Origin of the sequence: Methylococcus capsulatus, from assembly GCF_036864975.1 — a bacterium.
GTDB lineage: Bacteria > Pseudomonadota > Gammaproteobacteria > Methylococcales > Methylococcaceae > Methylococcus.
Genome location: NZ_CP104311.1, coordinates 189,341 through 215,002 on the forward strand (window position 1 = coordinate 189,341; position 25,662 = coordinate 215,002).

The following is a 25,662-nucleotide window of genomic DNA, read 5'->3' on the forward strand; positions in this document are numbered from 1 at the left end:
AAGGAATGGGGAGCTTAGGAGAACAAGCGTTCGATGTCGAGCATGAAAGCCAGCGCCATCAACGCGATCAGGATGAAAAGCCCGACCTGCTGCGCCAGCATCTGGGTCCTTTCGGAGAGCGGACCGCCTTTCACCGCTTCGATCAGATAGAACATCAGATGGCCGCCGTCCAGCACCGGAACCGGCAGCAGATTGAGTACGCCGAGGCTGACGCTGATCAAGGCCAGGAACTTGACGAACTGCGCGAGGCCCGCCTTGGCGGACTGCCCGGCATACTGGGCGATGCTGATGGGGCCGCTTAGGTTTTCCACGGTCGCCTTGCCGATGAGCATGCGCCCGATCATCTTGAGCGAGAGCCAGGCGTAATCGCTGGTGCGCTCCACCGCCGCCATCAGGGCCGGCAGCACACCCAGCCGATACTCCACTTCCATCGCGGCCCGCACCGAATCCGGGATCCGGGCCGCCGCACCTATTCTCCCGACCGGACCCTTCGGGCCGTTGATGGCGTCCGGCCGAATCTCCAGGGAAACGTGTACGCCGTCGCGCTCGACCACCACGCTGATGTTCTGGCCGGGATGCGCACGCACGACGTCGACCCACTGACGCCAGCTGCGCAGGGTCTCACCGTCCGCCGAAAGCAAGAGGTCGCCGGATTTCAGACCGGCGCGCTCCGCCGGACTGCCGGGCTCGGTCCGTTCAACCACTGGCGGCAGTTCGGGCTCCCAGGGTTGCAGACCGAGCCGCTCCCCCAGGACTTCCGGCGCATCGAGGACATGCGCCGGGACGCTGAGCCTACGGAGCGCCTGTCCACCCCCGCCGGTCCTCACCTCCACCTCCACGACCCTCTCGTCCATCACCCGCTCGAAAATCCGCCCGACGGCGAGACCCCAGGTCGGCGTCGGATCGCCGTCCACGGCGATGATCTCGTCCTCCGGCTCGAATCCCGCCTCGGCGGCGAAGGTGCCAGCTTCCACCGGCCCGAGCACCGGCCGTATGCCGGTCTCGCCGACCATGAACACGCCCCAGTACAGCAGAATGGCCAGAAGGAAATTGAAAACCGGCCCCGCGGCAACGATGGCGAACCGGACCGGGAGGCGCTGCCGGTTGAAAGCGTAAGGCAGATCGGCCGGAGCAACCGGCCCTTCCCGCTCGTCGACCATGCGAACATAGCCGCCGATGGGAATGGCGGCCACCGTGAATTCCGTGCCGTCCGGTTTCCTTTGCCAGCGCAAGAGGGGCGTACCGAAACCCAGCGAGAATCGCAGCACCTTCACGCCGAGTCTGCGCGCCACCCAATAATGGCCGAACTCGTGGGCCGCAATGAGCAGCGCCAGAGCGACGAGAAAATAGAAAACCGTATGGATGAGAGCCATTAAACCCTTAAGTCATCAATGTACTTCTGCGCTACCTTGCGGGTTTCCGAGTCCGCTTGCAAGACCGACTCGATCGCATCCGCCGCAGCGGGGGAGAGCGTCGCCATACAATGCTCGATCACCCGCGGTATGCCGGTGAAAGCCAGCCGTCGGTCCAGGAACGCCGCGACCGCGGCCTCGTTGGCCGCATTCAGAATCGCCGGCGCCGTGCCGCCCGCCCGCACCGCTTCGTAGGCCAGACCCAGACAGGGGAACCGGGCGAGGTCCGGACGCTCGAAGTTCAATTGGTGGACAGCGAACAGATCGAGAGGTTCCGCGCCCGATTCGAAACGATCGGGCCAGGCGAGCGCATGGGCGATCGGAATGCGCATATCGGGCGTGCCCATCTGGGCCAGCACCGTGCCGTCGACGTAGTCCACCATGGAATGGATGACGCTCTGACGGTGCACGACGACCTGCACGTCGTCGGGCTGCATGTTGAACAGCAGGCAGGCCTCGATCACCTCCAATCCCTTGTTCATCATGGTGGCCGAATCGACCGAGATCTTCCGGCCCATCACCCAGTTGGGGTGCGCCACCGCCTGCTCCGGCGTCACCGACTCCAGCTCGGCGACAGGCATATGCAGGAACGGCCCGCCGGAAGCGGTGAGCAGGATACGGCGCACCCCGACGGCCTCAGTGCCGGCGCGGTAAGCGGCCGGCATGCACTGGAACACCGCGTTGTGCTCGCTGTCAATCGGCAGCAGCCTGGCCCCCGACCGTACCACTTCGGCCATGAACAGCTGGCCGGACATCACCAGCGCTTCCTTGTTGGCCAGCAGCACCTCCTTGCCGGCCCGTGCCGCCGCCAGGGTGGGCAGCAATCCTGCGGCACCGACGATCGCCGCCATCACGCTGTCCACCTCCGGGAGGGAGGCGACCTGCGCCAGCGCCTCCGCACCGGAGAGGACCTCGATGCCGCCCAGCCCCACCGCCGCCAGCCGCTGCCGCAGATCCGCCGCCGCCTCGGCCCGGATTGTCACCGCGTAGCTCGGCCGGTGCGCACGGCATTGCTCAAACAAGCGGTCGATGTTGCCGTTAGCGGTCAATGCCACCACACGGTAGCGGTCGGGATGGCGCGCCACCACGTCGAGCGTGCTGACCCCGATCGAGCCTGTGGAACCCAGTATGCATATGCCTTTCACGGAACTCTCCAGGATGGATGTCTGCAGGCGCTGCGGTTTACTCTTCCGGAGCCGGATCATCGGTTCCGGCATCGCTGGCCTCGGGCTCGGCCTGTTCCGGTTCCATCGATTCCGGAGCACTTTCATCGCCGCCCGGCTGGATCGGCTCGACCTGGATCGGGGCACCCTCCATTTCGGACGGTACTTCGATCGTCACGGGCTCTGCAGTCTGCAGGAACAACCCGAGCAGCATGGATCCGGCGTAAAAGACAGCGACCGACGCCAGCAATGCGTCGATCCGGTCGAGCACGCCGCCATGGCCGGGCAACAACGATCCGCTATCCTTCACGCCGCGCTGCCGTTTGAGCAGGCTCTCGAACAAATCGCCGCCCACGGAAATCACGACGGTGACGAGGGAAAGGATGACGAAATCGGCAATGGTCAAAGGCTCCAGTTTGAACCACAGGCCCACGGCGACCGCCAGCACGAGCGATACCGCCAGCGCGCCGTACAATCCCTCGACCGTCTTGCCTGGGCTGATTTCCGGCATCAGCTTGGTGAAGCCCCATCTGCGCCCGACGAAATAGGCGGCGATGTCCGCGAAAGAAACCAGCACCAGCAGGTACAGTGCCTGCGCGGCGCCAAAATTGAAACGCAGCCAGATGAAGAGGATCCAGGAGGTGAGCAGGATGAACCAGCCCAGCCCCAGCTTCAGCCCGACCGGCAGGCGCATCGCCAGCGCCTTGTCCGGTCTGGCCCGCAGCAGCAGGCCAACGGCGACCCACCACGCCACCACCGGCCACATCAGCCAGTCGACCGTGTAGGGTGCCCAGAAACTGGCGAAGACCATGGGCAGTCCGAGGGCGGCCAGGAACGCGATCCGCCCGAGGCGGCCGTCCACACCGGCGACCCCCGCCCATTCCCAGGCGGCAAGCAGGATCACGCCCCCCCACACTGCCGAAAACGCAGTGGGCTTGAGCAGGAGGACCGCCGCGATGACCAAAGGCGCCAGAATCAGCGCGGTAATCAAGCGATTTTTGAACATGGCGGACTCGGATTGGGTGAGTTGGAAAATGTTGGTGGCATGAAATCAGGGCATCCGGCCCGCGACCTGGTCCCCGGTATAACCGAACCGGCGCTGCCTGCCGGCATAGTCCTCGAAGGCGAGATCCAGCGCATCCTCGTCGAACTCCGGCCACAGCACCGGCGTGAAATACAGCTCGGTATAGGCAAGCTGCCAGAGCAGGAAGTTACTGATCCGGCGTTCGCCGCCGGTGCGGATGAAAAGGTCCGGCTCGGGGAGGTCGGCCAGGGCAAGCTGTTGCTGCAGCCTCTCCGCCGTGATCTGTTCGGGCGACAACTCACCCTGCCGGACCTTCGCCGCCAGGGTCTGAGCCGCCTGGACGATGTCCCAGCGTCCGCCGTAATTCGCCGCGATGGCCAGTTGCAAGCCGGTATTGCTGCGGGTCAGCGACTCGGCGGCGTCCATCCGTTCGCGCAGCGCTTCCCCGAAGGCCGTGCGGTCGCCGATGATGCGAAGGCGTACGCCATTCTGGTGCAGCTTTTCCGTTTCCCGTTCCAGCGTCGAGAGGAAAAGCTCCATCAGTACCGAGACTTCCTGCTCGGGACGGCGCCAGTTTTCGCTGCTGAATGCGAACAGCGTCAACGCCTCCACTCCCCGCTTGGCGCAGTGCTCGACCACTTTGCGGACCGCGCCGACACCGGCACGGTGGCCAGCGGTCCGGGGCAAATAGCGCTCTTGCGCCCAGCGGCCGTTGCCATCCATGACGATGGCGACATGGCGGGGCAAGCTGCGTCCGCTGGCGCCATCGTCCGGGGCAGACGCCACAGGCTTGGCTTTGTCCGGCAAAAAAATCATGGATCGCAGCGTGTCAAACGGCAAGCAGATCGGCTTCCTTCTGCTCCAGAAGCTTGTCGATCTCTTTGATGAACTGATCGGTGATCTTCTGAATCTGCTCCTGACTGCGGCGATCCTCGTCCTCGGAAATCAGCTTTTCCTTGAGCGCGGCCTTGAGTTCGTTATTAGCATCTCTACGGATGTTCCGGATCGCTACCCGTCCGTTCTCGGCCTCCTGGCGCACGACCTTGATCAGGTCGCGGCGGCGCTCTTCGGTCAGCGGCGGCAGCGGCACCCGGATCACAGAACCGGCGGTGGAAGGGTTCAGCCCCAGGTCCGAAGTCATGATCGCCTTTTCGATGGCCTGCACCATGTTCCGCTCCCACGGGGTGACCGCCAGGCTGCGAGCATCCTCGACGGCAACGTTGGCGACCTGGGTCAGCGGCACCTCATTACCGTAATAAGACACCCGGATGTGCTCCAGCAGGCTCGGGTGGGCACGCCCGGTGCGGATCTTTGCGAATTCATGCTTCAGAGCCTCGATGCTTTTCTGCATCCGCTCGGCAGTACGTTTCTGTATGTCATTGATCATCTGTTCATCACCCCGTTACCAGCAAAGATCCGATGTCCTCGCCCCGAATCAGGCGCATCACCGCGCCTGGACGAAAAACGTTCATGACCCGCAGCGGCATCTTGTAATCGCGGCACAGCACCAGGGCCGTCGTATCCATGACATTGAGGCGCTGATTCAGCGCCTCGTCATACGTCAGGCGCGAATAGAATCTCGCTTCTGGATCTTTCAAGGGATCAGCCGAATAGACACCATCGACCTTGGTGGCCTTGATCAGCAGGTCGGCACCGATCTCGATGGCTCTGAGGCTGGCAGCGGAGTCGGTGGTAAAGAACGGATTGCCCGTACCCGCGGCAAAAACCACGACCCGGCCTTTTTCCAGATGCCGGACTGCGCGCCGGCGAATATAGTCTTCACAGACCTGATTGATCTTGAGGGCCGACATCACTCGCACCGGCCGCCCCAGATTCTCGAGGGCATCCTGCATGGCCAGGGCATTGATGACCGTGGCGAGCATGCCCATATGATCGCCGGTCACGCGATCCAGTCCTTCGGAGGCTTTCTCGGCGCCACGGACGATATTGCCGCCACCGATGACCAGGCCGACCTCGATGCCAGCCCGGCACAGCTCATCGATTTCCGTCGCGAGCCGCATCAGGATCTCGGCCGCTATGCCTGCTCCCTGATCTCCCATCAAGGCTTCGCCGCTGAGCTTGAGCAAGATACGTTTGTATACCGGTTCTGTCATAAACTCGTCGGAAGCTGGTTAATCCATTCTGAGCGCGGGCCACACCCGGCCCGGGAGAGCCTGCCCGGCGCGCCGAGGCGCCGGGCATGGATGCCTCAGGAAGCGCGCACCTGCGCCATCACTTCCTCGGCGAAATTGGTTTCTTCCTTTTCGATGCCCTCGCCGACTTCGAAGCGGACGAAACGCACCACCGAGGCACCTTTGGATTGCAGGAGCTTACCCACCGTCTGGTCGGGATCCTTGACGAAGGGCTGTCCCAGCAGGGTGATTTCACCCAGGAACTTGTTGATCCGGCCTTCGACCATCTTTTCGATGATGTTCGCCGGTTTACCGCTGGCCTGAGCCTGAGCACTGAAGATTTCCTTTTCCTTGGCGATCACCTCGGCGGGCACGCCCTTCTCGTCACAGCACAGCGGCTTGCTGGCGGCGATGTGCATGGCGATATCCTTGCCCAGTTCGGCGTCGCCGCCGACCAGTTCGACCAGCACGCCGATCCGGGTGCCGTGCAGATAACTGGCCACCCACCCGTCCTGACTGATCAGGCGTTCGAAGCGGCGCACATTGATGTTCTCGCCGATCTTGGCGATCATCTCCCGCCGCACCTGGTCCACCGTCGCGCCTGCCCGCATCTCGCCGGCCAGGAAATCTTCGACGGTCGTCGCGGAGGAAGCCAGGACCGCAGCGGCGACGTCGTCGGCGAACTTGACGAAGTCATCGCCCTTGGCGACGAAGTCGGTTTCGCAGTTGACCTCGACGATGGCCGCGGCCTTGCCGTCCTCGCTCACCTTGACGCAAATGCGGCCTTCGGCGGCGGTACGGCCGGACTTCTTGTCGGCCTTGGCCAAACCCTGCTTCCTCATCAGTTCGACCGCGGCCTCCAGATCGCCGCCGGTTTCCGTCAGAGCCTTCTTGCACTCCATCATGCCGGAGCCGGTACGTTCGCGCAGCTCCTTCACCATTCCCGCAGTAATACTCATTACAGCCAACCTCTCGAATGAAAACCGTTGATCAATCCCAAAAAAACGCCTCCAGGCGGAGGCGTTCTTCACGACACTGCCGGGTGCGGGCCGTCAACCACCCAGACTCTCGCCCGTGGCTCCCTGCTCCGCCTCCGGCTCCATTTCCACGAATTCGTCCGCCGCCCCCGTGCCGAAATCCACACCGGACGCCTTGCCACGCAGAATCGCCGTGGCGGCGCTCTGGGCATACAACTGGACCGCCCGGATGGAGTCGTCGTTGCCCGGAATCACGTAGTCGATGCCGACGGGGCTGTTGTTGGTGTCCACCACGCCGACGACGGGGATGCCCAGCTTATGCGCTTCGCTGACGGCGTTCTTCTCATAGCCTGTATCAATGATAAACATCACGTCGGGGAGACGATCCATGTCGCCGATGCCGCCGACGTTGCAAACCAGCTTCTCCAGCTCACGCATCATGCCGAGCGCTTCCTTTTTGCTGAAGCGGTTGAGACGGCCATCGTCGCGCATGGCCTGCAGATCCTTCATCCGGGCGATGGATGCCTTGATGGTCTTGAAATTGGTCAACATGCCGCCCAGCCAGCGGTGATTGACGTAAGGCATGCCACAGCGCCGGGCTTCTTCTTCGATGACCTTGCGCATGGTCTTCTTGGTGCCTACGAACAGAATCTTACCGCGGTTGGCTGCGACCTGCTCCAGGTATTTCATGGCATCGTTGAACAGCGGCAGCGTCTTCTCCAGATTGATGATGTGGATATTGCTGCGCGCGCCGAAGATGAAAGGAGCCATCTTCGGATTCCAGTAACGCGTCTGGTGCCCGAAGTGAACGCCCGCTTCGAGCATCTGGCGCATGGTAACTGAGGTCATCGGTTTCTCCGTATAATGTCTTGCCGGACTGGCAGAGCCCGGCGGTAGGGTTGCGCCTCCACGCATCCCGGCCGACGACCGTCCCCGACGGGACGGCACCCCACCGGCCGTGACGATGCATGTGTGGTGTGTTGCCAAATAAAGCTGTGCTTTATACCATAGCGGTACCGTTTGGACAATCGACCCTCCCTCCTTCCACGGACCGGGAGCCTTCCCGTTTCCGCCGTAATTTCATGAGCATCAGCATCAAAAGCGCCGAGGAAATCGAAGGCATGCGCCTGGCCTGCCGCCTCGCCGCGGAAGTCCTGGACATGATCGCGCCTTTCATCAAGGCCGGCATCACCACCGAAGAAATCGACCGGATCTGCCACGACTTCATCGTGGACGAGCAGCGCGCCATCCCTGCTCCGCTGAATTACAAGGGCTTCCCGAAGTCGATCTGCACCTCGGTCAACCACGTCGTTTGCCACGGCATTCCAGGCCCCAAGAAGCTCAAGAACGGCGACATCGTGAACATCGATATCACGGTCATCAAGGACGGCTTCCACGGCGACACCAGCAAGATGTTCCTGGTCGGCCAGGTCAAACCCTATGCCCGGCAACTGGTCGACGTCACCCGCGAGGCCATGTATCTGGGTATACGTGAAGTGCGGCCCGGCGCCGCGTTGAACCGGATCGGCGCCGTCATCGAACGGCATGCCAGCAAATACAATTACTCCGTGGTGCGGGAATTCTGCGGCCACGGCATCGGCCGCGAATTCCACGAGGAACCGCAAGTGCTCCACTATTTCGAACCGAAGCTGGACATCCGGCTCGAAGCCGGAATGATCTTTACCATCGAGCCGATGATCAACCAGGGCAAGCGTCACGTCCAGATGCTCTCCGATGGCTGGACCGCCGTCACCAAGGATCACAAGCTCTCCGCGCAATGGGAGCACACTGTGCTGGTGACACCGACGGGTTACGAGGTACTGACACTGCGGCAAGAGGAAGATTTTGGGCGGACCGAACTCGGATAGCACGCGCGGCCTGCATGCCTCCGATCGGATCGCGGCCTGTAAGGCGCAGATCCAGCACAACACCGCGGAGCTGGCTGAGCGGTTCTGGTCCGGCGCTCCCGTCACCGATCTGATCCGAGAGCGCACAGCTTTCATCGACCACCTGCTCACCGAAGCTTGGGACCATCGCCTTGGGGGGGACGCCACAGACGTCGCACTGGTGGCCGTCGGTGGCTACGGACGCGGTGAACAGCTGCTGCATTCGGACATCGACCTGCTCGTACTCCTCGACGAGGCCGTGCCGCCGTCGCGCCAGCAGGAGCTGTCGGATTTCTTGCGCTTTCTTTGGGACGTCGGCCTGAAACTGGGCCAGAGCGTGCGATCGCCCGCCCAATGCGCGGAAGAAGCGCGCGCCGACCAGACGGTCATCACCAACCTGCTGGAGGGCCGACTGCTGGCCGGCTCGGCGGCGCTGTGGGAGGCGGTGAAGAGCGAAATTGCCCCCGAACGCATGTGGTCTTCGGCCGCGTTCTTCGAGGCGAAGATGGCCGAGCAAAGGATTCGCTACGCCAAGTACCACAACACGGCCTATAACCTCGAACCCAATGTCAAGGAAGGCCCGGGCGGCCTGCGCGACATCCAGCTCATCGGCTGGATCCTCCGCCGCCACAGCGATGCACGTGGGCTGCAGGACCTAGTCGCATACGGCTGGCTGACCGACACCGAATACCGTGAACTGAAAGAGGCCCAGGAGTTTCTCTGGCGTATCCGCTTCGCCCTGCATGCACTCACCGGCCGCTGCGAAGACCGGCTGCTGTTCGATTACCAGCGCGAACTCGCAGAGCTCTTCGGTTACCGGGGCGAAACCAGCAATGAGGTCGTCGAAGGCTTCATGCAGGATTATTTCCGCACCGTCACCGGGGTGGAGCGCCTGAACGAATTGCTGCTGCAGCTGTTCAACGAAGCCGTTCTGCACCGCGAGGAAGCGTTCTCGCCCACACCCGTCAACGACCATTTCCAGGCGGTCAACGATTATCTCGAAGCCGTGCGTCCCGCGGTCTTCCGCGACCACCCCCTAGCCCTGCTGGAAGTGTTCCTGGTCCTGCAGAAAAACAGCACGCTGGAAGGCATCCGCGCCGCCACCATCCGCCTCATCCGCCAGCACACCCATCTGATCGACGACACCTTCCGCAACGACCCCGAAGCCTGTCGGCTGTTCATGGCCATTCTGCGCCAGCCCGGCGGCATCACTCACCAGCTGCGGCGGATGAACCGCTATGGCGTGCTCGCCGCCTACCTGCCCGAATTCGGCCGGGTCGTCGGCCGCATGCAGTACGACCTGTTCCATGTCTACACGGTGGACGAGCATACGCTGTTCGTGGTCCGCAATCTGCGGCGCTTCGCCTTGGAAGAGTTCCAGCACGAGAATCCGCTGTGCTACGAACTGTTCCCGCTCATCGAAAAACCGGAGCTGCTCTACATCGCCGCGCTGATGCACGACATCGGCAAAGGCTCGGGCGGCGACCATTCGGAAGTGGGTGAAAAGATCGCAGAGGCATTCTGCCGGCGCCACCACATCGGGCGACGTGAAACCGAGTTGGTGAAATGGCTGGTACGGCATCATCTGGTGATGTCGATGACGGCTCAGCGCAAAGACCTGAGCGACCCGGAGGTCATCCACGAATTCGCCCGGATCGTGCGCAATCAAAATACGCTGAACCATCTCTATCTGCTCACCGTCGCCGACATACGCGCCACCAATCCTTCCTTGTGGAACTCCTGGAAGGGCGCGCTGCTGCAGGAACTCTATACCAGCACCAGCTGGACTCTGCGACGCGGACTGGACACCCCGCCGGACTATGCCGAACAGATCTCGGCGGCCAAGGACGAAGCGCGGACACTCCTGCAACGCTTCGGCCTGGCCGAAGACGCCATCACCGCAGTGTGGGAGAACATCGGCGACGACTATTTCCTTCGCTTCCTGCCCGAGGAAATCGCTTGGCACACCACCGCCATTGCCGCCTGCCGGCCGGAACACCTGCCGCTGGTGCTGCTGCGCCCAGAAAGTCTGCGCGGCAGTGCCGAGGTGTTCATTTACGACCGCAACCGCGACTTCCTGTTCGCCCAGACCACCGCTGTACTCGACCAGCTCGGCCTCACCGTACTGGACGCTAAGATAATCGCCTCGCGCCAGGGATTCGCGCTGCTCAGTTTCAATGTGCTGGAACAGTCCGGCACTGCGCCGGAGGGACTGTTCCGCCTGGTTCAGATCTGCGACCGGCTGAAGGCGGTGCTAAGCGGCGGCGGCACGCCGCCACCCGCGGTCAGCCGTCTGCCCGCCCGCCAGATCCGGCACTTCACCGTGCCGACCAAAGTGTTCTTCCACGACGATCCGCAGAACCGCTTCAGCGTGCTTGAGCTGATCGCCACGGACCGCCCCGGTCTGCTGTCCAAAGTCGGACAGGCATTCATGCAGACGGGGATACGGGTGCACAATGCTAAAATTTCCACCATCGGCAGCCGCGCCGAAGACATTTTCTTCATCACCGACCGGGAAGACCGGCCGCTGACCGGAGAAACGGACCGGCAGGCTCTGCGGCAGACATTGATAGAATTCGTGGGCGATCACTGACCGCGGCGACTCACTGCCGACATAACAACCAGGAGAATCCCATGGCAATCGCAACACCGTTGGTAGACAACTGGTACGAAGAACAGGACACCGGCCGGCAATTCCGGGTCGTGGCCGTGGACGATGCGAGCGACACCATTGAGATCCAATATCTCGAGGGAGAGCTGAGCGAGCTGGACCGGGCGTCCTGGGAGCAGGGGGCGATCGCCGCGATCGAAGCCCCGGAAGACTGGAGCGCGCCTTTCGACGACGTGGAAACCGACGATCTGGGCTACAGCGACCCCGATCTGCACCGCCCCGACACGGGCGATTTGACGCTGGACGACTTGTTGGAGGAAGAGGACAAGGAGCCGTACTGAGGAAGCGGCTAGCCCGGAAACGGGCGGTAGCGATCCAGCAGTCCGAGGTCTTCCGCCGCCGCCCGGCAGGTGATATAGCCATCGTAGGTATTCACCGCCTTGGCCAGGCCGGGGTCGGCCCGCAAACAGGCCTCGCCTTCATCGGCCAGGCGCAGCAGATATGGCAGGGTGGCATCGGTCAGCGCCAGGGTGGAAGTGCGCGGATAAGCACCCGGCATATTGGTTACACAATAGTGGATCACGCCATGCTCCACGTAAACCGGATGCGAATGCGAGGTCGGCCTGGAAGTCTCCACACAACCGCCCTGATCGATACTGACGTCGACGATCACCGACCCCATCGGCATCGACCTCACCATGGCATCGGTGACGATGTAATCGGCACGTGCCCCCGGCTGCAGCACTGCGCCCACCACCAGGTCGGCGTCACGCAGGGTCTCGGCCAGGCGCGCGCTGTCCGACAGGAAGAACTCCAGCCCAGGCGCCCGCCGGCACAGAGCCTCGCCCTTTTCCGGGACCAGCCCCATGACCTGAACGTTGGTGCCCATGCCCCAGGCAGTGAGGGCGGCATGTGAGCCGACCACGCCGTCGCCGATCACCACGACCTTGCCATGGCGCACGCCCATGACCTCGCCGAGCTGAACTCCCCGGCCGCCGTTGAAGCGCGCCAGATAGTAAGCGCCGACCTGGGCGGCCATATTGCCCGCCACCGCGCTCATCGGCGCGAGCAGCGGCAGACGCCCCTGCGCGTCCTCCAGCGTCTCGTAAGCCACCGCCGTAGTACCGCTGTCCAGCAGCGCCCGGGTCAGGCCGGGATCGACGCCGGCCAGATGGAAAAAGGTGAACACCGTCTGCCGCTTGAGATAAGGATATTCCGAGGGCACCGGCTCTTTCACCTTGACCACGAGGTCGGCCGCCCAGGCATCGGCCGCGTTCCCCAGCCGCGCTCCCGCCGCCAGATATTCCTCGTCGGCGAACCCCGAGCCGAGACCGGCCGCGGCTTCCACCAGCACTTCGTGCCCGGCCTTGACCAGGGCCGCCACCCCTTGCGGAGTGACGGCCACACGGTTTTCCAGATCCTTGATTTCCTTGGGTACGCCGATTTTCATGAGAAAATATACTGACGGATTTCTTGTTCGGTTTTCTGAACCAGATTCTTATCCAGTGTTTTGCTGACCAGCTTGGCGGTCGGACCGCTCAATGCCTGTCGCAACAGTCCCAAGAACTCGGGGGCCGCGATCAGGATGAGCGAGAGGCACTCGCCGTTGACCCGCGCTTGTTCGAGGCGCTCGGCCACCCGCTTGGCAAATACCTGCGCCTCATGCTGTTTGGCATCCTGAGGCTTTTCGTAGTCGTGGCGCCCTTCGGTCACACTGTTCAGCATCCGGCCAGGGCGGTCGGTGGTCAGATCCCGCTCCTTGGCTCGCCCCTCCGTATGCACCAGATCGTCGATTTCCTTGAGAGGACTCAGTCGATTGTCGATGGCGAAGATTCGCGCACGGCTGCTCTCTGCGGCAACCACCCATGTTTTGAACATAGTGTCCTCCATGTTCCGATGGTGAATAAAGGGTGCAATCGCAAACGGATCATTTCCGGCCTTCGCCGGCTCCGCTTGACTTCATTCTGCCATAATCGATCCGATTTGGAGCGTCCTTGCGACAACTCAAAGCATGGCCGTGGCGGCATGCGCTGCTCCCAGCAGGGCCGGGTGGGGATGGATGGCCACCCGCACCGGCAGCCCACCCAGGAGGGAGGAAAGCCTTCCCTTTGCCGTGAACGCGGCCATGAACCTCCCCTCTTGCAAGAGGGGAAGGATTTTTGGCGCGATACCGCCACCAAGGACCACGCCGCCGAGCGCGAGTGACTTGAGGGCCAGATTCCCCGCCTCCGCTCCGTAGATCGCCACGAACAATTCGAGCACCGCAGTGCACAGGGGATCGCGCCGTTCCAGTGCCCACTCGGTGATGATCGGAGCACGGTCGGGAGCGCTGGCCAGGGCCGCATGCAGCGCCTCGGTTTCCGGCGCCACACCGGCATGGCGCAGGTAGTCGTACAGGTTGGCCAGCCCTGAGCCGGAGAGGATCCGCTCATAGCTGACGTGGCCACAGAAGCGGTCCCGCAGAAAGGTGAGCAACCCTTCTTCCAGCATTCCGTTGGGCGCGAAATCGCTGTGCCCCCCTTCGGTCGGCAGGGCGTGGTAGCGCTTGCCATCCCAATACAGGATTGCCTCGCCCAGCCCCGTCCCGGCGGCGATCACCGCGATGTTTCCGGGCCGCGACCGGGTCGCATGGGGGTTCAGTTCCACCCAGTCACCCTCGCCCAGCCGGTAGAGCATACCCAGAGCCATGGCCTGGACGTCGTTCAGCAGCCGGACGGCCTTCACCCCTGTCGCCGCCGCCAGCTCCTGCTCGGACAGAACCCACGGCAGATTGGTGATTTCACAGCGGCCTTCGCTCACCGGTCCCGGCACACCGAAGCAGGCGACTTCGGGGATCTGTCCGCCCTCGCCCTGCAGGAACTCCGCCACGACCGCCTCCAGCGAGGCATAATCAGCGCTCGCGAAAACCGCTTCGCTGAGGCAGACCAGCCTGTCGTCCCAACAATCGAACAGCCCGAGAACCGTCTTGGTGGCACCGATGTCGCCCGCCAGCAGGACGCTCTTCACCCCGTTCAAGGATCAGTCCCCGCGTAATCGTGCACGGACTGGACGCTGTCACCTGGCCCAAAACCGAGGACGCTGTAGGCGTCCTTCCGTCCACCTGCTTCCATCCCCGGTGTACCGACCGGCATCCCAGGCACGCTCAGCCCCAAAAGGGGCGCCTTGGTGTCCAGCAGCCTGTGGATGTCCGCCGCCGGCACGTGGCCCTCGATGCGGTAGCCGCCGATCACCGCGGTATGGCAGGAGGCGAGGTGCTCCGGTACGCCGAGTTCGCGCTTTACCGCAGCCATGTCGTCCTTGACGATGTCCTTGACGGCGAAACCGTTCGCCTGGAGATGTTCCACCCACTTCTTGCAGCAGCCGCAGGCCGGGCTGCGGAATACCGTCGCATCGACCGGCGCGGGCTGTTCCTTGGCGGACAAAGGAAGGGCGGCATACAGTGCCAGCCCCCAAAGTATCGTTCTGCGCATATCGGCCTCGGTGTCGGATGCGTGGGTCAGTCGCCGTGCAAGGTGGCGACGAGGGAACGGGCGCCGCCATGGGTCCGGTGTTCGCCCAGATAGATTCCCTGCCAGGTTCCCAATGCCAGCCGGCCCTGCCGCACGGGAATGGTGATGCTGTTGCCGACCAGAGTGGCTTTGATGTGGGCCGGCATGTCGTCATCCCCTTCCAGGGTATGGCGGTAATAGGAGGCGCACTCCGGCACCTGGGCATGCAGGTAGGCCTCGAGATCGCGGCGCACGTCGGCGTCGGCGTTTTCATTGATGGTCAGGGAAGCGGAGGTGTGCTGGATGAAGAAATGGGCGAGGCCCTGGCGAAACTGCTCCAACTCAGGCAGGTTCGCCGTGATTTCCGCCGTGATCAGATGAAACCCTCGCGAGCGGGGTTTGAGAACGATCGTCTTCTGAAACCACATGAATGCGTCATTGCCGCCTTAGACCCGGCGTAATCTACCACAGGACGGCAGGAGGCGGGTCAGATGTCGTGCTGGCCGTGAACGGTCAGCAGCAAACGCCGGGGCATTTGACCCAGTCCGCGGGGGAAATCCAGCACCTGCCTCGCTTTCGGAGTGGTGATGGCGACGGCATAGGGCGGCACCAGATCGGGGGACGCGGCGACGCGGTACATACCATCGGAGGTCTCCGTATCCCCTTCTCCCCAAGCCAAATCGATATGCCGCAGTCTGGGAACACCTCCATAGAGGCAGGCCAGTTGCAACCCGCCGGTATCCTCTTTGATGGCACCGGCGTCTGGGATGCGGAGCCGCAACACCGCATACTCGGTCCGGTGCCAGTCGCACCAGCGGCACGTCAACTGGGTGACGTCCCACACCCATGCCCGGTAACCCGGAATGCCCTGGGCCCAGGCGAGCAGGGAACGGAAATCGAAGTTTTCGAAGTCGATGCTGCGCGTCACGTCTAACCGTACCATCTGTCGCAGCACGGTATCGACGAAACCGGCCGTGGCCGCATCAGGCTCACGGCGATAGACCCGCAGGTCCACCCCCGGCTTGATCTCACGGAACAGCTCATCCGCATCATCGGCTATTGCAGCCACCAGATCTGCATCGCCCTGGGCGATGACTCTCGCCAATGCCGCCATGTCTTGCCTCCATCGAACCGGAACCGCTCGAGCGCGTACTTGTTTTCAAGCAAGGTTCGCTCCAGCTTGAAAACAAGCATAGCCGGGCCATATGACAACTGGTATTCCACCGCGGCGAAACGGCGTGTTTCGGACCCTCCCCTAGGGGCCGGCGACACGGTGCAGTTCCAAATCGGCGCGGTCGGGATGGCCGAAAGTCAGCACCGGCACGCCATGCCGGCTTGCGAGGACCGTCTCGCCGCCCTGCTTGACCACGGCCTTCACCTGGTAATGCCGGTCTTCGGCCACCATCCGCCGGTCGAACGAAATTTCAAAGGCAACCGGCGAGGAGCCGGGCCAGGTGTCCTCGGCCAGCCCGACCAGCACTGGCCGGACGTCATGGCGGGTGACGTCTTCCAGGCTGACGATCAATTCGGCATCCGGGTTCAGCTCCACGCGATCGTGCCAATTCACCGTGCCGGTGACTTTGGCGAAATGGGGATTGGTTTCATCGCTGTGAAACAGGCTGCAGGCGGACAGGTACAGCGGTGCGATCAGTGCGAAAGCCAGGCCTTTCATCGGGACTCCTTGGGACATGGGATAGCAGAAACACGGTTCAGCCCACCTGCCGCGCAACGGTATGCCTGAAGCGGGCCAAAGCCATCGAGAAAAACAACGCCCCGATGCCGGCCATGATCAGGAACTGCGGCCAGACGGCGGCGAAATCCGCACCGCGGTAAAGCACGGCCTGGGCGATCTTGACGTAATGCGTCGAAGCGAAGAACGCCATCACTCGCTGGATCGGTTCCGGCATACTGTCCAGCGGGACGGTGTTGCCGGACAGCGTGGTGATCGGGAACACCACCAGAATGCACAACAGCCCGAGCTGGGGCATCGAATGAGCCACCGTGGCGAGAAAGATACCAATCGCGGTCGAGGTGAACAGATACAGTGCCGTGGCGGCCAGGAACAGAGGCAACGATCCCGCCAGGGGGACGCCGAGCACGCCTTCTACGACCAAAATCAAAGACAGGCCGACCGCCACGACCACCACCAGGCCGTTGGCCCAGATCTTCGCGCACACGATTTCGAACGGGCCGAGCGGCAGAGTGAGCAGATGCTCGACGGTACCGCGTTCCCGTTCCCGCATCAGCGCGGCACCGGAGGTGATGATGGAAAGCAGGTTGATTACGTTGATGAGCACCATCACCGAGACGAACCAGCTTTCTTGCGCGTTGGGATTGTACAGGGTACGTATCGCCAGATTAACGCCGGCATCCGCGGGAGCCACGCCGTCGCGGCCGAAACCAGCGGCCTCTTCGCGGATGATCCGTTCGATGTAGCCGGCACCGATGCCGGCCTGACTCATCGCGGTCGCATCGACGCTGACCTGGATTTCCGGCTGTCTTCCGGCCAGAAAGCCGGCCTGGAAACGCGGCGGGATGTCGATCACGAAGGCATAGCGCCCGGCATCGAGCATGCTGTCCACTTGGTCCAGCGGCAGCGGCTCGGGCAGCAGGAAATAAGGCTGCGGCAGGGCGGCGACGATCTGCCGGGAAAGCTCGGAACGGTCTTCGTCCACCACCGCCACCGCACCGTTCCGTAGCTCCAGCAAACCGCGGCTGGCGGGGACGTAGATCATCCCGGTGAATCCGTAGACGATCAGGACCAGCATGGCCAGGTCGCGGCGGAGGCTGGCCAGCTCCTTCAGTCCCAGATGGAAAATGGTACGCAGACGCCCCCTTTTGTTCATCACGGCATTCCGGTCGGAACTCCAGCCAGGCCGGGGGGAGCCCCATTCACATAAAGATGGTGTGGTTTTTCCGTCTGGTCCATAATTGCCGCACGATTGACGCCGTGTTTCTCCAGTAAGACACGATACGGCGCATCGTTCACACGTCGATACACAACTCTATCAGGAGGACCGATGGACCTTTCAGTCATCGCGATCGCCGTGGGCCTGCTGGCCTATGTGCTCTATGCCGTCTATTCATCGCCCGCCGCCGGGAACCAGGCAGCGGCACCCGCCAGCGCGGCGGAAACCACTACGCCTGACAAACCTCCGATCCTGGCCCAAACCGCCGAAGAACCGGCGGAAACCACCGCCGAGGAACCGGAACCGGCAGCCACCGAGACCGGGGACACCGTGCTGTCGCTGGAGGCGAAAGCAGCCGCGGAGGCCGCCGCCGGCTGACCGAGCATACTGCCGTCGGGCGGAACCGCCGTCCGCCCGGCGGGCTCAACGACCCTGTGCGGGAAGCAGCACGAGACTGAGCCCCAGATAAGCCAGCACGAACACCAGCAACACCGCATGGTTGAGATACAGTTCGGAAAAACCCAAAGCCTTGGTGAACGCCCCGACGCTGATGGTCAAAAACCAGGAGGTCGGAAAGCCATAGCCCATCACGGCCGCTGCGCCCGTCTGCGAAGCCACGGGCGACAGGAAACCGGAAAAATTGATGGCGGGCACGATGGACAGCAGGAACGCGGCGAACAGAGCGGCGATCTGGGAGCGCGTGAATGCCGAAATCAGCAGCCCCCAGCCGGTGGTCCCCGCTACCGTGAGCGCGGCCCCCACCAGGAGGGCCGACAGGTCCCCTTTCACCGGCACGCCGAACAGCCATAACGCCAGCGCAATCAAGGACAAAGCATTGACCAGGCCTATCACGACGTAGGGAAGCTGCTTGCCCAACAGAAACTCCAGGCGAGTCGAGGGCGTGGCATACAAATTCGTGATCGAACCGGTCTCCTTTTCCCGCACTACACTGACCGCCGTCAGAATCGGCGGAATCACCGCCAGCATGACCGCAATCACCCCTGGCACCAGGGCATAGACGCTCTTCAGATCCGGGTTATAGCGGAACCGGATTTCCACCCGCAACGGCGGGATTCCCCCGCGCCTGGGGCTCTCATCGATCAGGTCGCTGCGGAAGCGGGCGTGCACGGCCTCCACATAGCCTTGTACCGTGTTGGCGCGGAACGGGATGCCGCCGTCGATGTGGATGCCCACTTCGGTCGGACGCCCCGCCTTGAGGTCACGCCCGAACCCCGGCGGAATCTCCACGGCGAAGTTGAGCTGACCGCGTGCCATCCGCCGCAGCAGATCGTCATCGTCGCGCAGCGGCTCCCGCTCTTCGAAATAGCGAGAATGGGCGAAGTGCTCTAAATACCGGCGGCTTTCCGGGGTGCGGTCGTAGTCGAGCGCCGCATAAGGCAGATGCTCGACATCCAGCGAAATCCCGTAACCCATGACCACCATCAGCAGCATCGGCCCAATCAGCGCAAAAGCCAGGCGGATCGGGTCGCGCGCCAGTTCCATGGTCTCACGCCAGACATAGGCTTGGAAGCGGCGAACACTGAACCAGGGATTGGCATCGGACGCCGTGCCGGCCCCTCCCGGAGCAAAGGCAGGAACGGTCTCAGCCGCGCCGACCAAAGGAACACTCTCCCGCTCCAGGCAAGCGATGAAGGCGTCCTCCAGCGAGGCCGCCCCTGCCTCCCGTACCAGATCGGCGGGTGCACCTTGGGCGAGCACCCGCCCTGCGTGCATCAGCGAGATGCGGTCGCAGCGCGCCGCCTCGTTCATGAAATGGGTCGAGATGAAAATCGTCACGCATTTCTCGCGCGAGAGCTCGGCCAGAATCTCCCAGAAGCGGTCGCGGGCGACCGGATCGACGCCCGACGTGGGCTCGTCCAGAATCAGCAGCTCGGGCTCATGGACCAGCGCCACCGCCAGCGACAGACGTTGACGGATACCCAGCGGCAGCGATTCGGCCGGAGCGTCCAGGTGCGCGGCCAGGTCCATGAGGGATACCAGCTCTGCGATCCGGGCTTCGAGCGCGGAAGGCGCCAGTCCGAAGATATGGGCATGCAGTTCCAGGTTTTGCCTGACCGTCAGCTCGGTGTAGAGCGAAAATCCCTGCGACATGAAACCGATGCGGCGGCGCATCGCCGCATTCCCCGACGCCACCGGCTGGCCGAACAGCGAGGCCGAACCGGCACTGGCCGGCAAAAGCCCCGTGAGCATCTTCATGGTCGTGGTCTTGCCGCAGCCGTTCGAACCGAGAAAGCCGAAGATTTCGCCGCGCTCGATCCGGAAGCTGGCCCCGTCCACTGCCACGAAATCGCCGAAGCGGCGGGTGAGTCCGCTGGCCTCGAGCGCCGTCTCACCCCGGCCGTTCCGGCGCGGCGGAATCATCAGTGCCTCGTGCCCCCGCCTTTTCTCCGGCGGCAGCAAAGCCACGTAGGCCGATTCCATGTCAGTGGTGCCGGTGCGTTCCAGCAGTTCCGCCGCGGTCCCGATCGCGAGGACGCGTCCGGCGTCCATGGCGACCAGACGGTCGAAGCGCGCGGCCTCCTCCATGTAGGCCGTGGCGACTAGGACGCTCAGGCCCGACCACTCCTGCCGCAGCGTGTCGATCAGCTCCCAGAACTGCCGCCGCGACAGCGGGTCGACGCCGGTGGTCGGCTCATCGAGGATCAACAGCTCGGGCTCATGCAACAAGGCGCAGCAGAGGCCAAGCTTCTGCTTCATCCCACCGGAAAGCTTGCCGGCCGGACGATCGCGGAAAGGCGCCATTCCCACTGCCGCCAGCAGGCGCTCGATCCGCCGGCGGCGCTCGTCTCCGCCAAAACCGTACAAACGCCCGAAGAACTCGGCGTTCTCCCACACCGAGAGCGTCGCGTACAAGTTGTGCCCCAGTCCCTGCGGCATGTAGGCGATTCGGTAGCACAAGCGCCGGCGCGCCAGGGGATCGGCGATGTCCGCGCCGAACACTTCGACACGCCCCACCTGGATCGCCCGGACGCCGGCGATCAACCCGAGGAGGGTCGACTTCCCCACCCCGTCCGGACCGACGAACCCGGTCAGCCCGCCGGCCGATAATTCCAGCGAGAGGCCGGCGAGCGCTTCGACCCTGCCGTAGCGGTGGTGACACGCCTCGACCCGGACGATGGCGTTCATCGCTGCAAAGACGGCCAGGACGCCTCCGGCCGGAGTTTGACGTAAGCCACGCCGGGCATGCCCGGCTTGACCAATCCGCGATGGGCGCGGAGGAATTCTGGATCGACCTGGGCCTTCAAGCGGAACATCAGCTTCTGCCGTTCGCTCGAAGTCTCCACCTGCTTGGGGGTGAACTGCGCCTTGGGCGAGACGAATACCAGGTGCGCCGGCAGCGGCAGATCCGGCAGTGCGTCCAGCACGATGCGCACCTCACCGCCAATCTCTGCCTGGCCCGCTTCAGCTTCGCCGAGGTAAAGCACCATGTAGACATCGTTCAGATCGATGAGGGTCAGCGCCTTGCCGCCGCGGGGGAGCACTTCGCCCGGCTCCGACAATTTGTACAGGACCCTGGCCTCTTTGGGAGCCACGAGCACGCTCTCCCTTATCACTGATTCGATCCGGCGCTTTTCGGCAGCGACGGCGTCGATCCCGGCTTCGGCCTCGCCGATCCGTGACTGGGCCGCATCGAGCCGGGCCACGGCGTTGCTCAGCTCGGTGCGGTCGTGATCCAGTTTCTCGGCCGAAACCGCCGCCTGGGCGACCAGGCGGGACGAGCGTCTGAAAATGTTCTGCGCCAACTCCAGATCGTGCCGGGCCACCCGCAGCATCTGGCCGGCGTAATCGAGCGATTCCCGCGCCCGCTTGAGCTCGGCATCGACACTCTGCAACTGAGCCTGTTCCTCGCTGGTATCGATACGGACCAACGGCTGACCCGCAACGACGTCGTCGCCCTCACGCACCGATACCTCGGTGATGCGCCCGCCATACTTGGCGCCGACATCGATTTCGATGGCCTCCAGGCGCCCGTTGCCGCGAGCGATGCCGGGCGGCAACTCACGGACATAGCGGTCGCGCCAGACGCCGAACCCGACGGCACCCGCGAGCAGGAACGCTGTCAGCAGCGCAAGGATGACTTTGTTCACTTGGAACTGTCCGATGTCTGTGATCAGTGACGGGATGGCGCCGGTTCAATACCGAATCTCGACCTCCGCCGGCACAGCCGCGATCCTGAGCTCAGCGCCAGTGAATCCGGCAACTGCGACGCCGTTCACCTTCGCCGCCTGGATCGGCCTGGCCACCGGCAGCCGGATACGGATGCCGCCGGGTGGCAGGGTCAGGCGTCCGCCGACGTGCAGCTTCAGGGTATCGGCACTTTCGGCTCGCAAACGGTAGTCGAGCGGACCGTGGGCGGTCGGCAGCCGGCGGACACCGATTTCGGTCTGGGCCTTATTGTACAGCCACTCGGCCGGGATGCCGGCCGCCAGCACCAGGGACTCGTCGGCATCGTCCTCGTAGGCGAAGCAACTGCGCAGCGACCGGATGAACTCGGCGCCGATCCAGGAATGCGGCATGTCGCCGATGAACCGTGGCGCCTCGGGATGACGCCAGACCACTTCGGCCCACTGACGCCAGGCGGCTGGCCGCTGGTCGCGCAGCAGGGAGCGCAGGACCTCCCAGGCATCCTCACGCCGTCCCAGCCGCACCAGCGCCTCGACGATGCGCACCTCGTAAGGGGTATAACCGTCGTCGCCATCGTTGTCGCGGCGCTTGCGGAAATGCGCGAGATAATCGTCGAAGGTCTTGGCCAGCGCGGCCTGTGGCAGCCTTCCGGCTTCGCCGGCGATCGACACCATGATGGCAACGGCGTTGGGGTCGATGTCGCCCAGGTCGGCGGAGGCCGGGATGTAATCGATGCCCTTGCGGAGCATGGTCGCTTGCAGCGCGCTATGGAGATGGTCACGAAACTCCGCCAGCATGTGGCTCCAACGCTCCGCGTGAGACCGATCGCCCAGCGCCTTCGCGAGCATCACTGCATCGCGGATGCCACGTAGGGTCCAGAAATCGTCCCAGAACGCGTGCACCGGCTGCGAAGCATAGCCCTCGTGGCTGATCGAGGCCGGCATCAGCCCGTAGAACGCCTTGCCCTCACCGCTCCGGTAAGCCGCCGTCATTCGCTGCTGCCGCAGGGTTTCGATGTAGGCCACAGCGGCAACCACGTGCGGCCACAGCGTCCGCACGGTGGCGAGATCGCGGCTGTAGCGGTAGTACTCGGCCAGGGTGTAGATGAATTCGCCGTGGCTGTCGTTCTCCGGCACGCTGTCCGGACCGCGGCTGTCGACGCAGCAGGGAATGGCGCCGGCCGGCGTCTGGAACCCGGCATACCAGTCGATGAAGCGTTTCACTTCCCCTCCGCGTCCCAGCATGAGCAGGGCCGAGGACATCAGGGCGCCGTCGCGAATCCAGCTGCGGGCATAGGTCCGGGAACCCGGCCGCAGCGCGGCACCGTCACGATTGACCAGGATGTATGCCAGATTGGCGCGCAGACTCTGTACCAAACTCTGTTCGGATTCCGGCAGCAGAAAATCAGGCCCAGCCGATATCTCCCGCCAGTCACGGACGGCCTGCTGCCACAGGCGCTTGCCCAGCGTCTCGCCTTCGGCCTTCAGCGCCGTTTCGACGGCCGAGGACGAATCCTTTTTGCGTTCGGGAACGGCGATGAAGACCTCCCGTGCCGCACCCGGCGCCAGCGCCAGGTCGAACACCCAGGCCCCCGAGGCAAAACCGGCGGAATCGGAAACCACGGTGCGCGGCGGCAGCCGGCCTTGGCCCAGGAAATCGGTGATGTCGCCCTGGTCGAAACCAGCGGCGCCGAAGCCGCCCGGCAGACTCATCGCCACCAGCGCATCGGCGCCATCCACTTCGAGCACGCGGCCGGAAGTCTCGATCCGATGGATCGGACTCACCCCGCCCTTCATGTTGAGCGACTGCCAGGGCGGATTGACCTGGAACGGACGTATGGCCAGAAATAACCTGAGCCGGCGGGTGGTCGCTGCACGGTTTTCCACCCGGTAGCGGGCGAGCAGCAGCGGAGCGTCGCCGAGCTTACCGGCAAAGCCCGTCACCTTTAGGCTCAGATCGCCGTGGTCGCGCTCCACCGTCGGCAGAGGCAGATCGCCCTGTTCCAGCGACTGCGAAATCTGCCCCTCGTTCCAACCCAGCAAGCGGCCGTCCGTATACAGGAACGGCTCCACTGTGAAGCCGCCGCGCTCCGTCTCCAGCGCCCCATCCATCCCCAAGAGGCCCTTGCGGTGGCCACCGTTGGCGCCGACCAGCGTCCAGTACATCTGCTCGCCCTGGAAATAGCGCGGGTAAACGCCGCGCGGCTCATTGCGGGCGATGTGTTCGAATAAGCGGTTGGCGGAAGCGGCGAAATCGGGTGGTTCGACGGTGAGCTCGCGCAGTCCATAGCCTTTGCTGCAGGCGTTCCGGCGTAGATCCAGGCGGAGGTAGCGCGATTCGGTCTCCGGCAGCGGCAGGTAGTCGCGCCGGCCGTTGCCCTCGGCCACCCGGTAGACACCGCGCCACCGCCGGCCATCGTCCGAAAGCTCGACCGCATAGCTCCGTGCGGCGCAATCCCCGTCCCATTCGAGGACCAGCCCGCCGTATTCGCGAAGCCGGCCGAAATCGACCTCCAGCCACTGGCGCGCCGGCCTGGGAGCGCTGCGCCAGACGGTCCGCGCCTGCCCATCCAAGGCATTCTCCGCACGGTCCTCGCCAGTGAACGAAGACGCGGAAACCCGGGGCTGGCCACGGTAGTCGACCATCGCATCGCGCCGCTCGAAGCGGAGGTCGTCCAGCCACAGCGTACCCCGGCCGCCGGCGGAGGCCGTCAGCGCGAACTCGATGCCGCCCAGCGCCAGCAGCGGCGCACCGCCCGACGGCCCCCAGGCGAAATCGATGGCCGACTTGCGGATGGGCTGGAGCTGCCAGTCGGCAGGCAGACCTTGGGCCTCACGCCGGTGCCACCAGACGTTCTGCGCCCCCCGGTCCAGCAGTTTGAACTCCAGGGTATTGGCCGGCCCCCTGCCCCTGGCGCGGAAGCTGAAGGCATAGTTCTCCGGCAAAGGCAGTTCGAAACGCTTGCGCAAAATCACGTAGCCGGCACCGCCGGCGAACTCGTAATCCAGCCGCAGCCCCTTGCCCTCGAAGCCACTGTCCTGCTTCAGTTCGAAGCGGGTGCCGGGCGAGCCTTCCGCCGTCCAGCCGGACAGGGTCTCGAAATCATCCAGCACCCTGATCTCGCCACCTCCCGCCAGCCCCCACCACAACACCAGTCCCCAGAACCAGGCGGGACGGCGCGATACTTCAATCATCCGATCTCCCAGACGGTAACGAATCCCTTGAGTGAGACGCAACGCTCCATGCGATCGATTGGGCATCGAGCGAGGTCATGGCATATGATTGAATCACATCTTGCGAGAGCAAAGCTTCCCGACCCACGCACGGAACCCGTTCAGACCATGCCACTCAAAACCAAGATCCTGCGCGTCCCCGTCATTAACGTGAAACAACATGGAGCGTTGCGCCGCACCACTCTTCCGCCAGCGGGAACGGGCGGGGCTGAGGAAACGATCATGGCCAGCCGGCGCTTTCATCTGCCGGGACTGGCCGCCCTGCTCGTTGGCCTGGCGCTACAAGGCTGCTCCTTCTCCTACAGCTCGGAAAGCTCGGTCAAGACTTCCGCCAGCCCGTTCACCTCGTCGGCTTCGATTTCCGAATCCAGCTCGTCGAGTTCGAAGTCGTCGCAGAACAAGAAGGCGCGTTACGAGAAAAGCGTCGCCGAATACACCACCGAATTCGCAAAATCCGGCAGCAGCGACAGCGTGGCGTTCTATGCCCGAGTCAGCCAGCTGGCGCAGGAATACGGCATCACCGGCTGGGACGGCGACAAGGACACCTATGTCGCCATCGGCAAGGGACTCGCCGGCGCCAGGCTGGGCCAGCCGCAATACGAGGCGCTGCGCAGGCTACTGGCGAATGCCGATCCGACCCGTATGCAGTACATCGACGAGGGTTACCGCTGATCCGGCTCG

General features: G+C 63.7%; 24 protein-coding genes. 5 read left to right on the top strand and 19 right to left on the bottom strand.

Going from position 1 to position 25,662, the window contains the following annotated elements; genetic code table 11:
* Positions 1 to 14 precede the first annotated feature (14 nt).
* From rseP to rpsB, 8 genes are all read right to left on the bottom strand, one after another.
* Entirely contained in the window at positions 15 to 1,373 is a 1,359-nt protein-coding gene (rseP, locus tag N4J17_RS00810) for an RIP metalloprotease RseP (protein ID WP_198323858.1), read from the bottom strand.
* Positions 1,373 to 2,557 carry a 1-deoxy-D-xylulose-5-phosphate reductoisomerase gene (ispC, locus tag N4J17_RS00815; protein ID WP_198323859.1) on the bottom strand — a complete coding sequence of 395 codons (1,185 nt, stop codon included), beginning with the start codon at positions 2,555 to 2,557 and terminating at the stop codon, positions 1,373 to 1,375. The genes rseP and ispC overlap by 1 nt, the downstream gene beginning before the upstream one ends.
* A 37-nt stretch (positions 2,558 to 2,594) precedes the next feature.
* Positions 2,595 to 3,581 carry a phosphatidate cytidylyltransferase gene (locus N4J17_RS00820; protein WP_198323860.1) on the bottom strand — a complete coding sequence of 329 codons (987 nt, stop codon included), beginning with the start codon at positions 3,579 to 3,581 and terminating at the stop codon, positions 2,595 to 2,597.
* Positions 3,582 to 3,626: 45 nt separating this feature from the next.
* Positions 3,627 to 4,415 carry an isoprenyl transferase gene (locus N4J17_RS00825; RefSeq protein ID WP_198323861.1) on the bottom strand — a complete coding sequence of 263 codons (789 nt, stop codon included), beginning with the start codon at positions 4,413 to 4,415 and terminating at the stop codon, positions 3,627 to 3,629.
* Positions 4,416 to 4,428: 13 nt separating this feature from the next.
* A complete protein-coding gene (frr, locus tag N4J17_RS00830; RefSeq protein WP_198323862.1) occupies positions 4,429 to 4,986 on the bottom strand; it encodes a ribosome recycling factor in 558 nt (185 codons plus the stop codon).
* A gap of 7 nt (positions 4,987 to 4,993) precedes the next feature.
* Positions 4,994 to 5,713 (bottom strand): UMP kinase, encoded by a 720-nt coding sequence (gene pyrH / locus N4J17_RS00835; RefSeq protein WP_198323863.1) that lies wholly within the window; start codon positions 5,711 to 5,713, stop codon positions 4,994 to 4,996.
* A gap of 95 nt (positions 5,714 to 5,808) precedes the next feature.
* Positions 5,809 to 6,690, bottom strand: a complete 882-nt coding sequence (gene tsf, locus N4J17_RS00840; RefSeq protein WP_198323864.1) for a translation elongation factor Ts — start codon at positions 6,688 to 6,690, stop codon at positions 5,809 to 5,811.
* Positions 6,691 to 6,783: 93 nt separating this feature from the next.
* A complete protein-coding gene (gene rpsB, locus N4J17_RS00845; protein WP_198323865.1) occupies positions 6,784 to 7,557 on the bottom strand; it encodes a 30S ribosomal protein S2 in 774 nt (257 codons plus the stop codon).
* 233 nt (positions 7,558 to 7,790) lie between these two features.
* Between rpsB and map the strand changes: the two genes are divergently transcribed.
* The 3 genes from map to N4J17_RS00860 are packed head-to-tail and all read left to right on the top strand — an operon-like array spanning position 7,791 to position 11,546.
* Complete coding sequence (gene map / locus N4J17_RS00850) at positions 7,791 to 8,576, top strand: type I methionyl aminopeptidase (protein ID WP_198323866.1); 786 nt, start codon at positions 7,791 to 7,793, stop codon at positions 8,574 to 8,576.
* Entirely contained in the window at positions 8,554 to 11,187 is a 2,634-nt protein-coding gene (gene glnD, locus N4J17_RS00855) for a [protein-PII] uridylyltransferase (protein WP_198323867.1), read from the top strand. The genes map and glnD overlap by 23 nt, the downstream gene beginning before the upstream one ends.
* 41 nt (positions 11,188 to 11,228) lie before the next feature.
* On the top strand, positions 11,229 to 11,546 hold the full coding sequence (locus tag N4J17_RS00860) for a DUF6763 family protein (protein ID WP_198323868.1): 318 nt from the start codon (positions 11,229 to 11,231) through the stop codon (positions 11,544 to 11,546).
* A gap of 8 nt (positions 11,547 to 11,554) precedes the next feature.
* On the opposite strand, the gene ald is transcribed toward N4J17_RS00860, so the two are convergent.
* The 8 genes from ald to N4J17_RS00900 all read right to left on the bottom strand — a co-directional run bounded on the left by ald (position 11,555) and on the right by N4J17_RS00900 (position 17,539).
* The gene (gene ald / locus N4J17_RS00865) at positions 11,555 to 12,655 is read right to left on the bottom strand and encodes an alanine dehydrogenase (RefSeq protein WP_198323869.1); all 1,101 of its coding nucleotides are present in this window, start codon (positions 12,653 to 12,655) and stop codon (positions 11,555 to 11,557) included.
* The gene (locus tag N4J17_RS00870) at positions 12,652 to 13,083 is read right to left on the bottom strand and encodes a host attachment protein (protein ID WP_198323870.1); all 432 of its coding nucleotides are present in this window, start codon (positions 13,081 to 13,083) and stop codon (positions 12,652 to 12,654) included. The genes ald and N4J17_RS00870 overlap by 4 nt, the downstream gene beginning before the upstream one ends.
* A 126-nt stretch (positions 13,084 to 13,209) precedes the next feature.
* Complete coding sequence (gene glk, locus N4J17_RS00875) at positions 13,210 to 14,211, bottom strand: glucokinase (protein ID WP_198323901.1); 1,002 nt, start codon at positions 14,209 to 14,211, stop codon at positions 13,210 to 13,212.
* Positions 14,212 to 14,216: 5 nt separating this feature from the next.
* Positions 14,217 to 14,675, bottom strand: coding sequence for a DUF411 domain-containing protein (locus N4J17_RS00880; RefSeq protein ID WP_198323871.1), 459 nt, complete (start codon positions 14,673 to 14,675; stop codon positions 14,217 to 14,219).
* A gap of 26 nt (positions 14,676 to 14,701) precedes the next feature.
* Positions 14,702 to 15,121, bottom strand: a complete 420-nt coding sequence (locus tag N4J17_RS00885; RefSeq protein ID WP_198323872.1) for a secondary thiamine-phosphate synthase enzyme YjbQ — start codon at positions 15,119 to 15,121, stop codon at positions 14,702 to 14,704.
* Positions 15,122 to 15,180: 59 nt separating this feature from the next.
* On the bottom strand, positions 15,181 to 15,807 hold the full coding sequence (locus N4J17_RS00890) for a DUF1826 domain-containing protein (protein ID WP_198323873.1): 627 nt from the start codon (positions 15,805 to 15,807) through the stop codon (positions 15,181 to 15,183).
* A gap of 141 nt (positions 15,808 to 15,948) precedes the next feature.
* Positions 15,949 to 16,365, bottom strand: coding sequence for a YbaY family lipoprotein (locus tag N4J17_RS00895; protein WP_198323874.1), 417 nt, complete (start codon positions 16,363 to 16,365; stop codon positions 15,949 to 15,951).
* 37 nt (positions 16,366 to 16,402) lie between these two features.
* Complete coding sequence (locus N4J17_RS00900; RefSeq protein ID WP_198323875.1) at positions 16,403 to 17,539, bottom strand: ABC transporter permease; 1,137 nt, start codon at positions 17,537 to 17,539, stop codon at positions 16,403 to 16,405.
* Positions 17,540 to 17,713: 174 nt separating this feature from the next.
* Between N4J17_RS00900 and N4J17_RS00905 the strand changes: the two genes are divergently transcribed.
* The gene (locus N4J17_RS00905; protein WP_198323876.1) at positions 17,714 to 17,980 is read left to right on the top strand and encodes a hypothetical protein; all 267 of its coding nucleotides are present in this window, start codon (positions 17,714 to 17,716) and stop codon (positions 17,978 to 17,980) included.
* A 45-nt stretch (positions 17,981 to 18,025) separates the two neighbouring features.
* On the opposite strand, the gene rbbA is transcribed toward N4J17_RS00905, so the two are convergent.
* Genes rbbA through N4J17_RS00920 form a run of 3 tightly spaced genes read right to left on the bottom strand, consistent with a single transcriptional unit; the run spans position 18,026 to position 24,942 of the window.
* Positions 18,026 to 20,749 carry a ribosome-associated ATPase/putative transporter RbbA gene (gene rbbA / locus N4J17_RS00910; RefSeq protein ID WP_198323877.1) on the bottom strand — a complete coding sequence of 908 codons (2,724 nt, stop codon included), beginning with the start codon at positions 20,747 to 20,749 and terminating at the stop codon, positions 18,026 to 18,028.
* Entirely contained in the window at positions 20,746 to 21,711 is a 966-nt protein-coding gene (locus tag N4J17_RS00915; RefSeq protein WP_198323878.1) for an HlyD family secretion protein, read from the bottom strand. Before N4J17_RS00915 ends, rbbA begins: the two co-directional genes overlap by 4 nt.
* A 45-nt stretch (positions 21,712 to 21,756) precedes the next feature.
* Positions 21,757 to 24,942, bottom strand: coding sequence for a discoidin domain-containing protein (locus N4J17_RS00920; RefSeq protein WP_198323879.1), 3,186 nt, complete (start codon positions 24,940 to 24,942; stop codon positions 21,757 to 21,759).
* A 147-nt stretch (positions 24,943 to 25,089) separates the two neighbouring features.
* On the opposite strand from N4J17_RS00920, the gene N4J17_RS00925 reads away from it, so the two are divergent.
* Positions 25,090 to 25,653: a putative lipoprotein gene (locus N4J17_RS00925; protein ID WP_198323880.1), complete on the top strand. Its 564-nt coding sequence runs from the start codon at positions 25,090 to 25,092 to the stop codon at positions 25,651 to 25,653.
* Positions 25,654 to 25,662 lie beyond the last annotated feature (9 nt).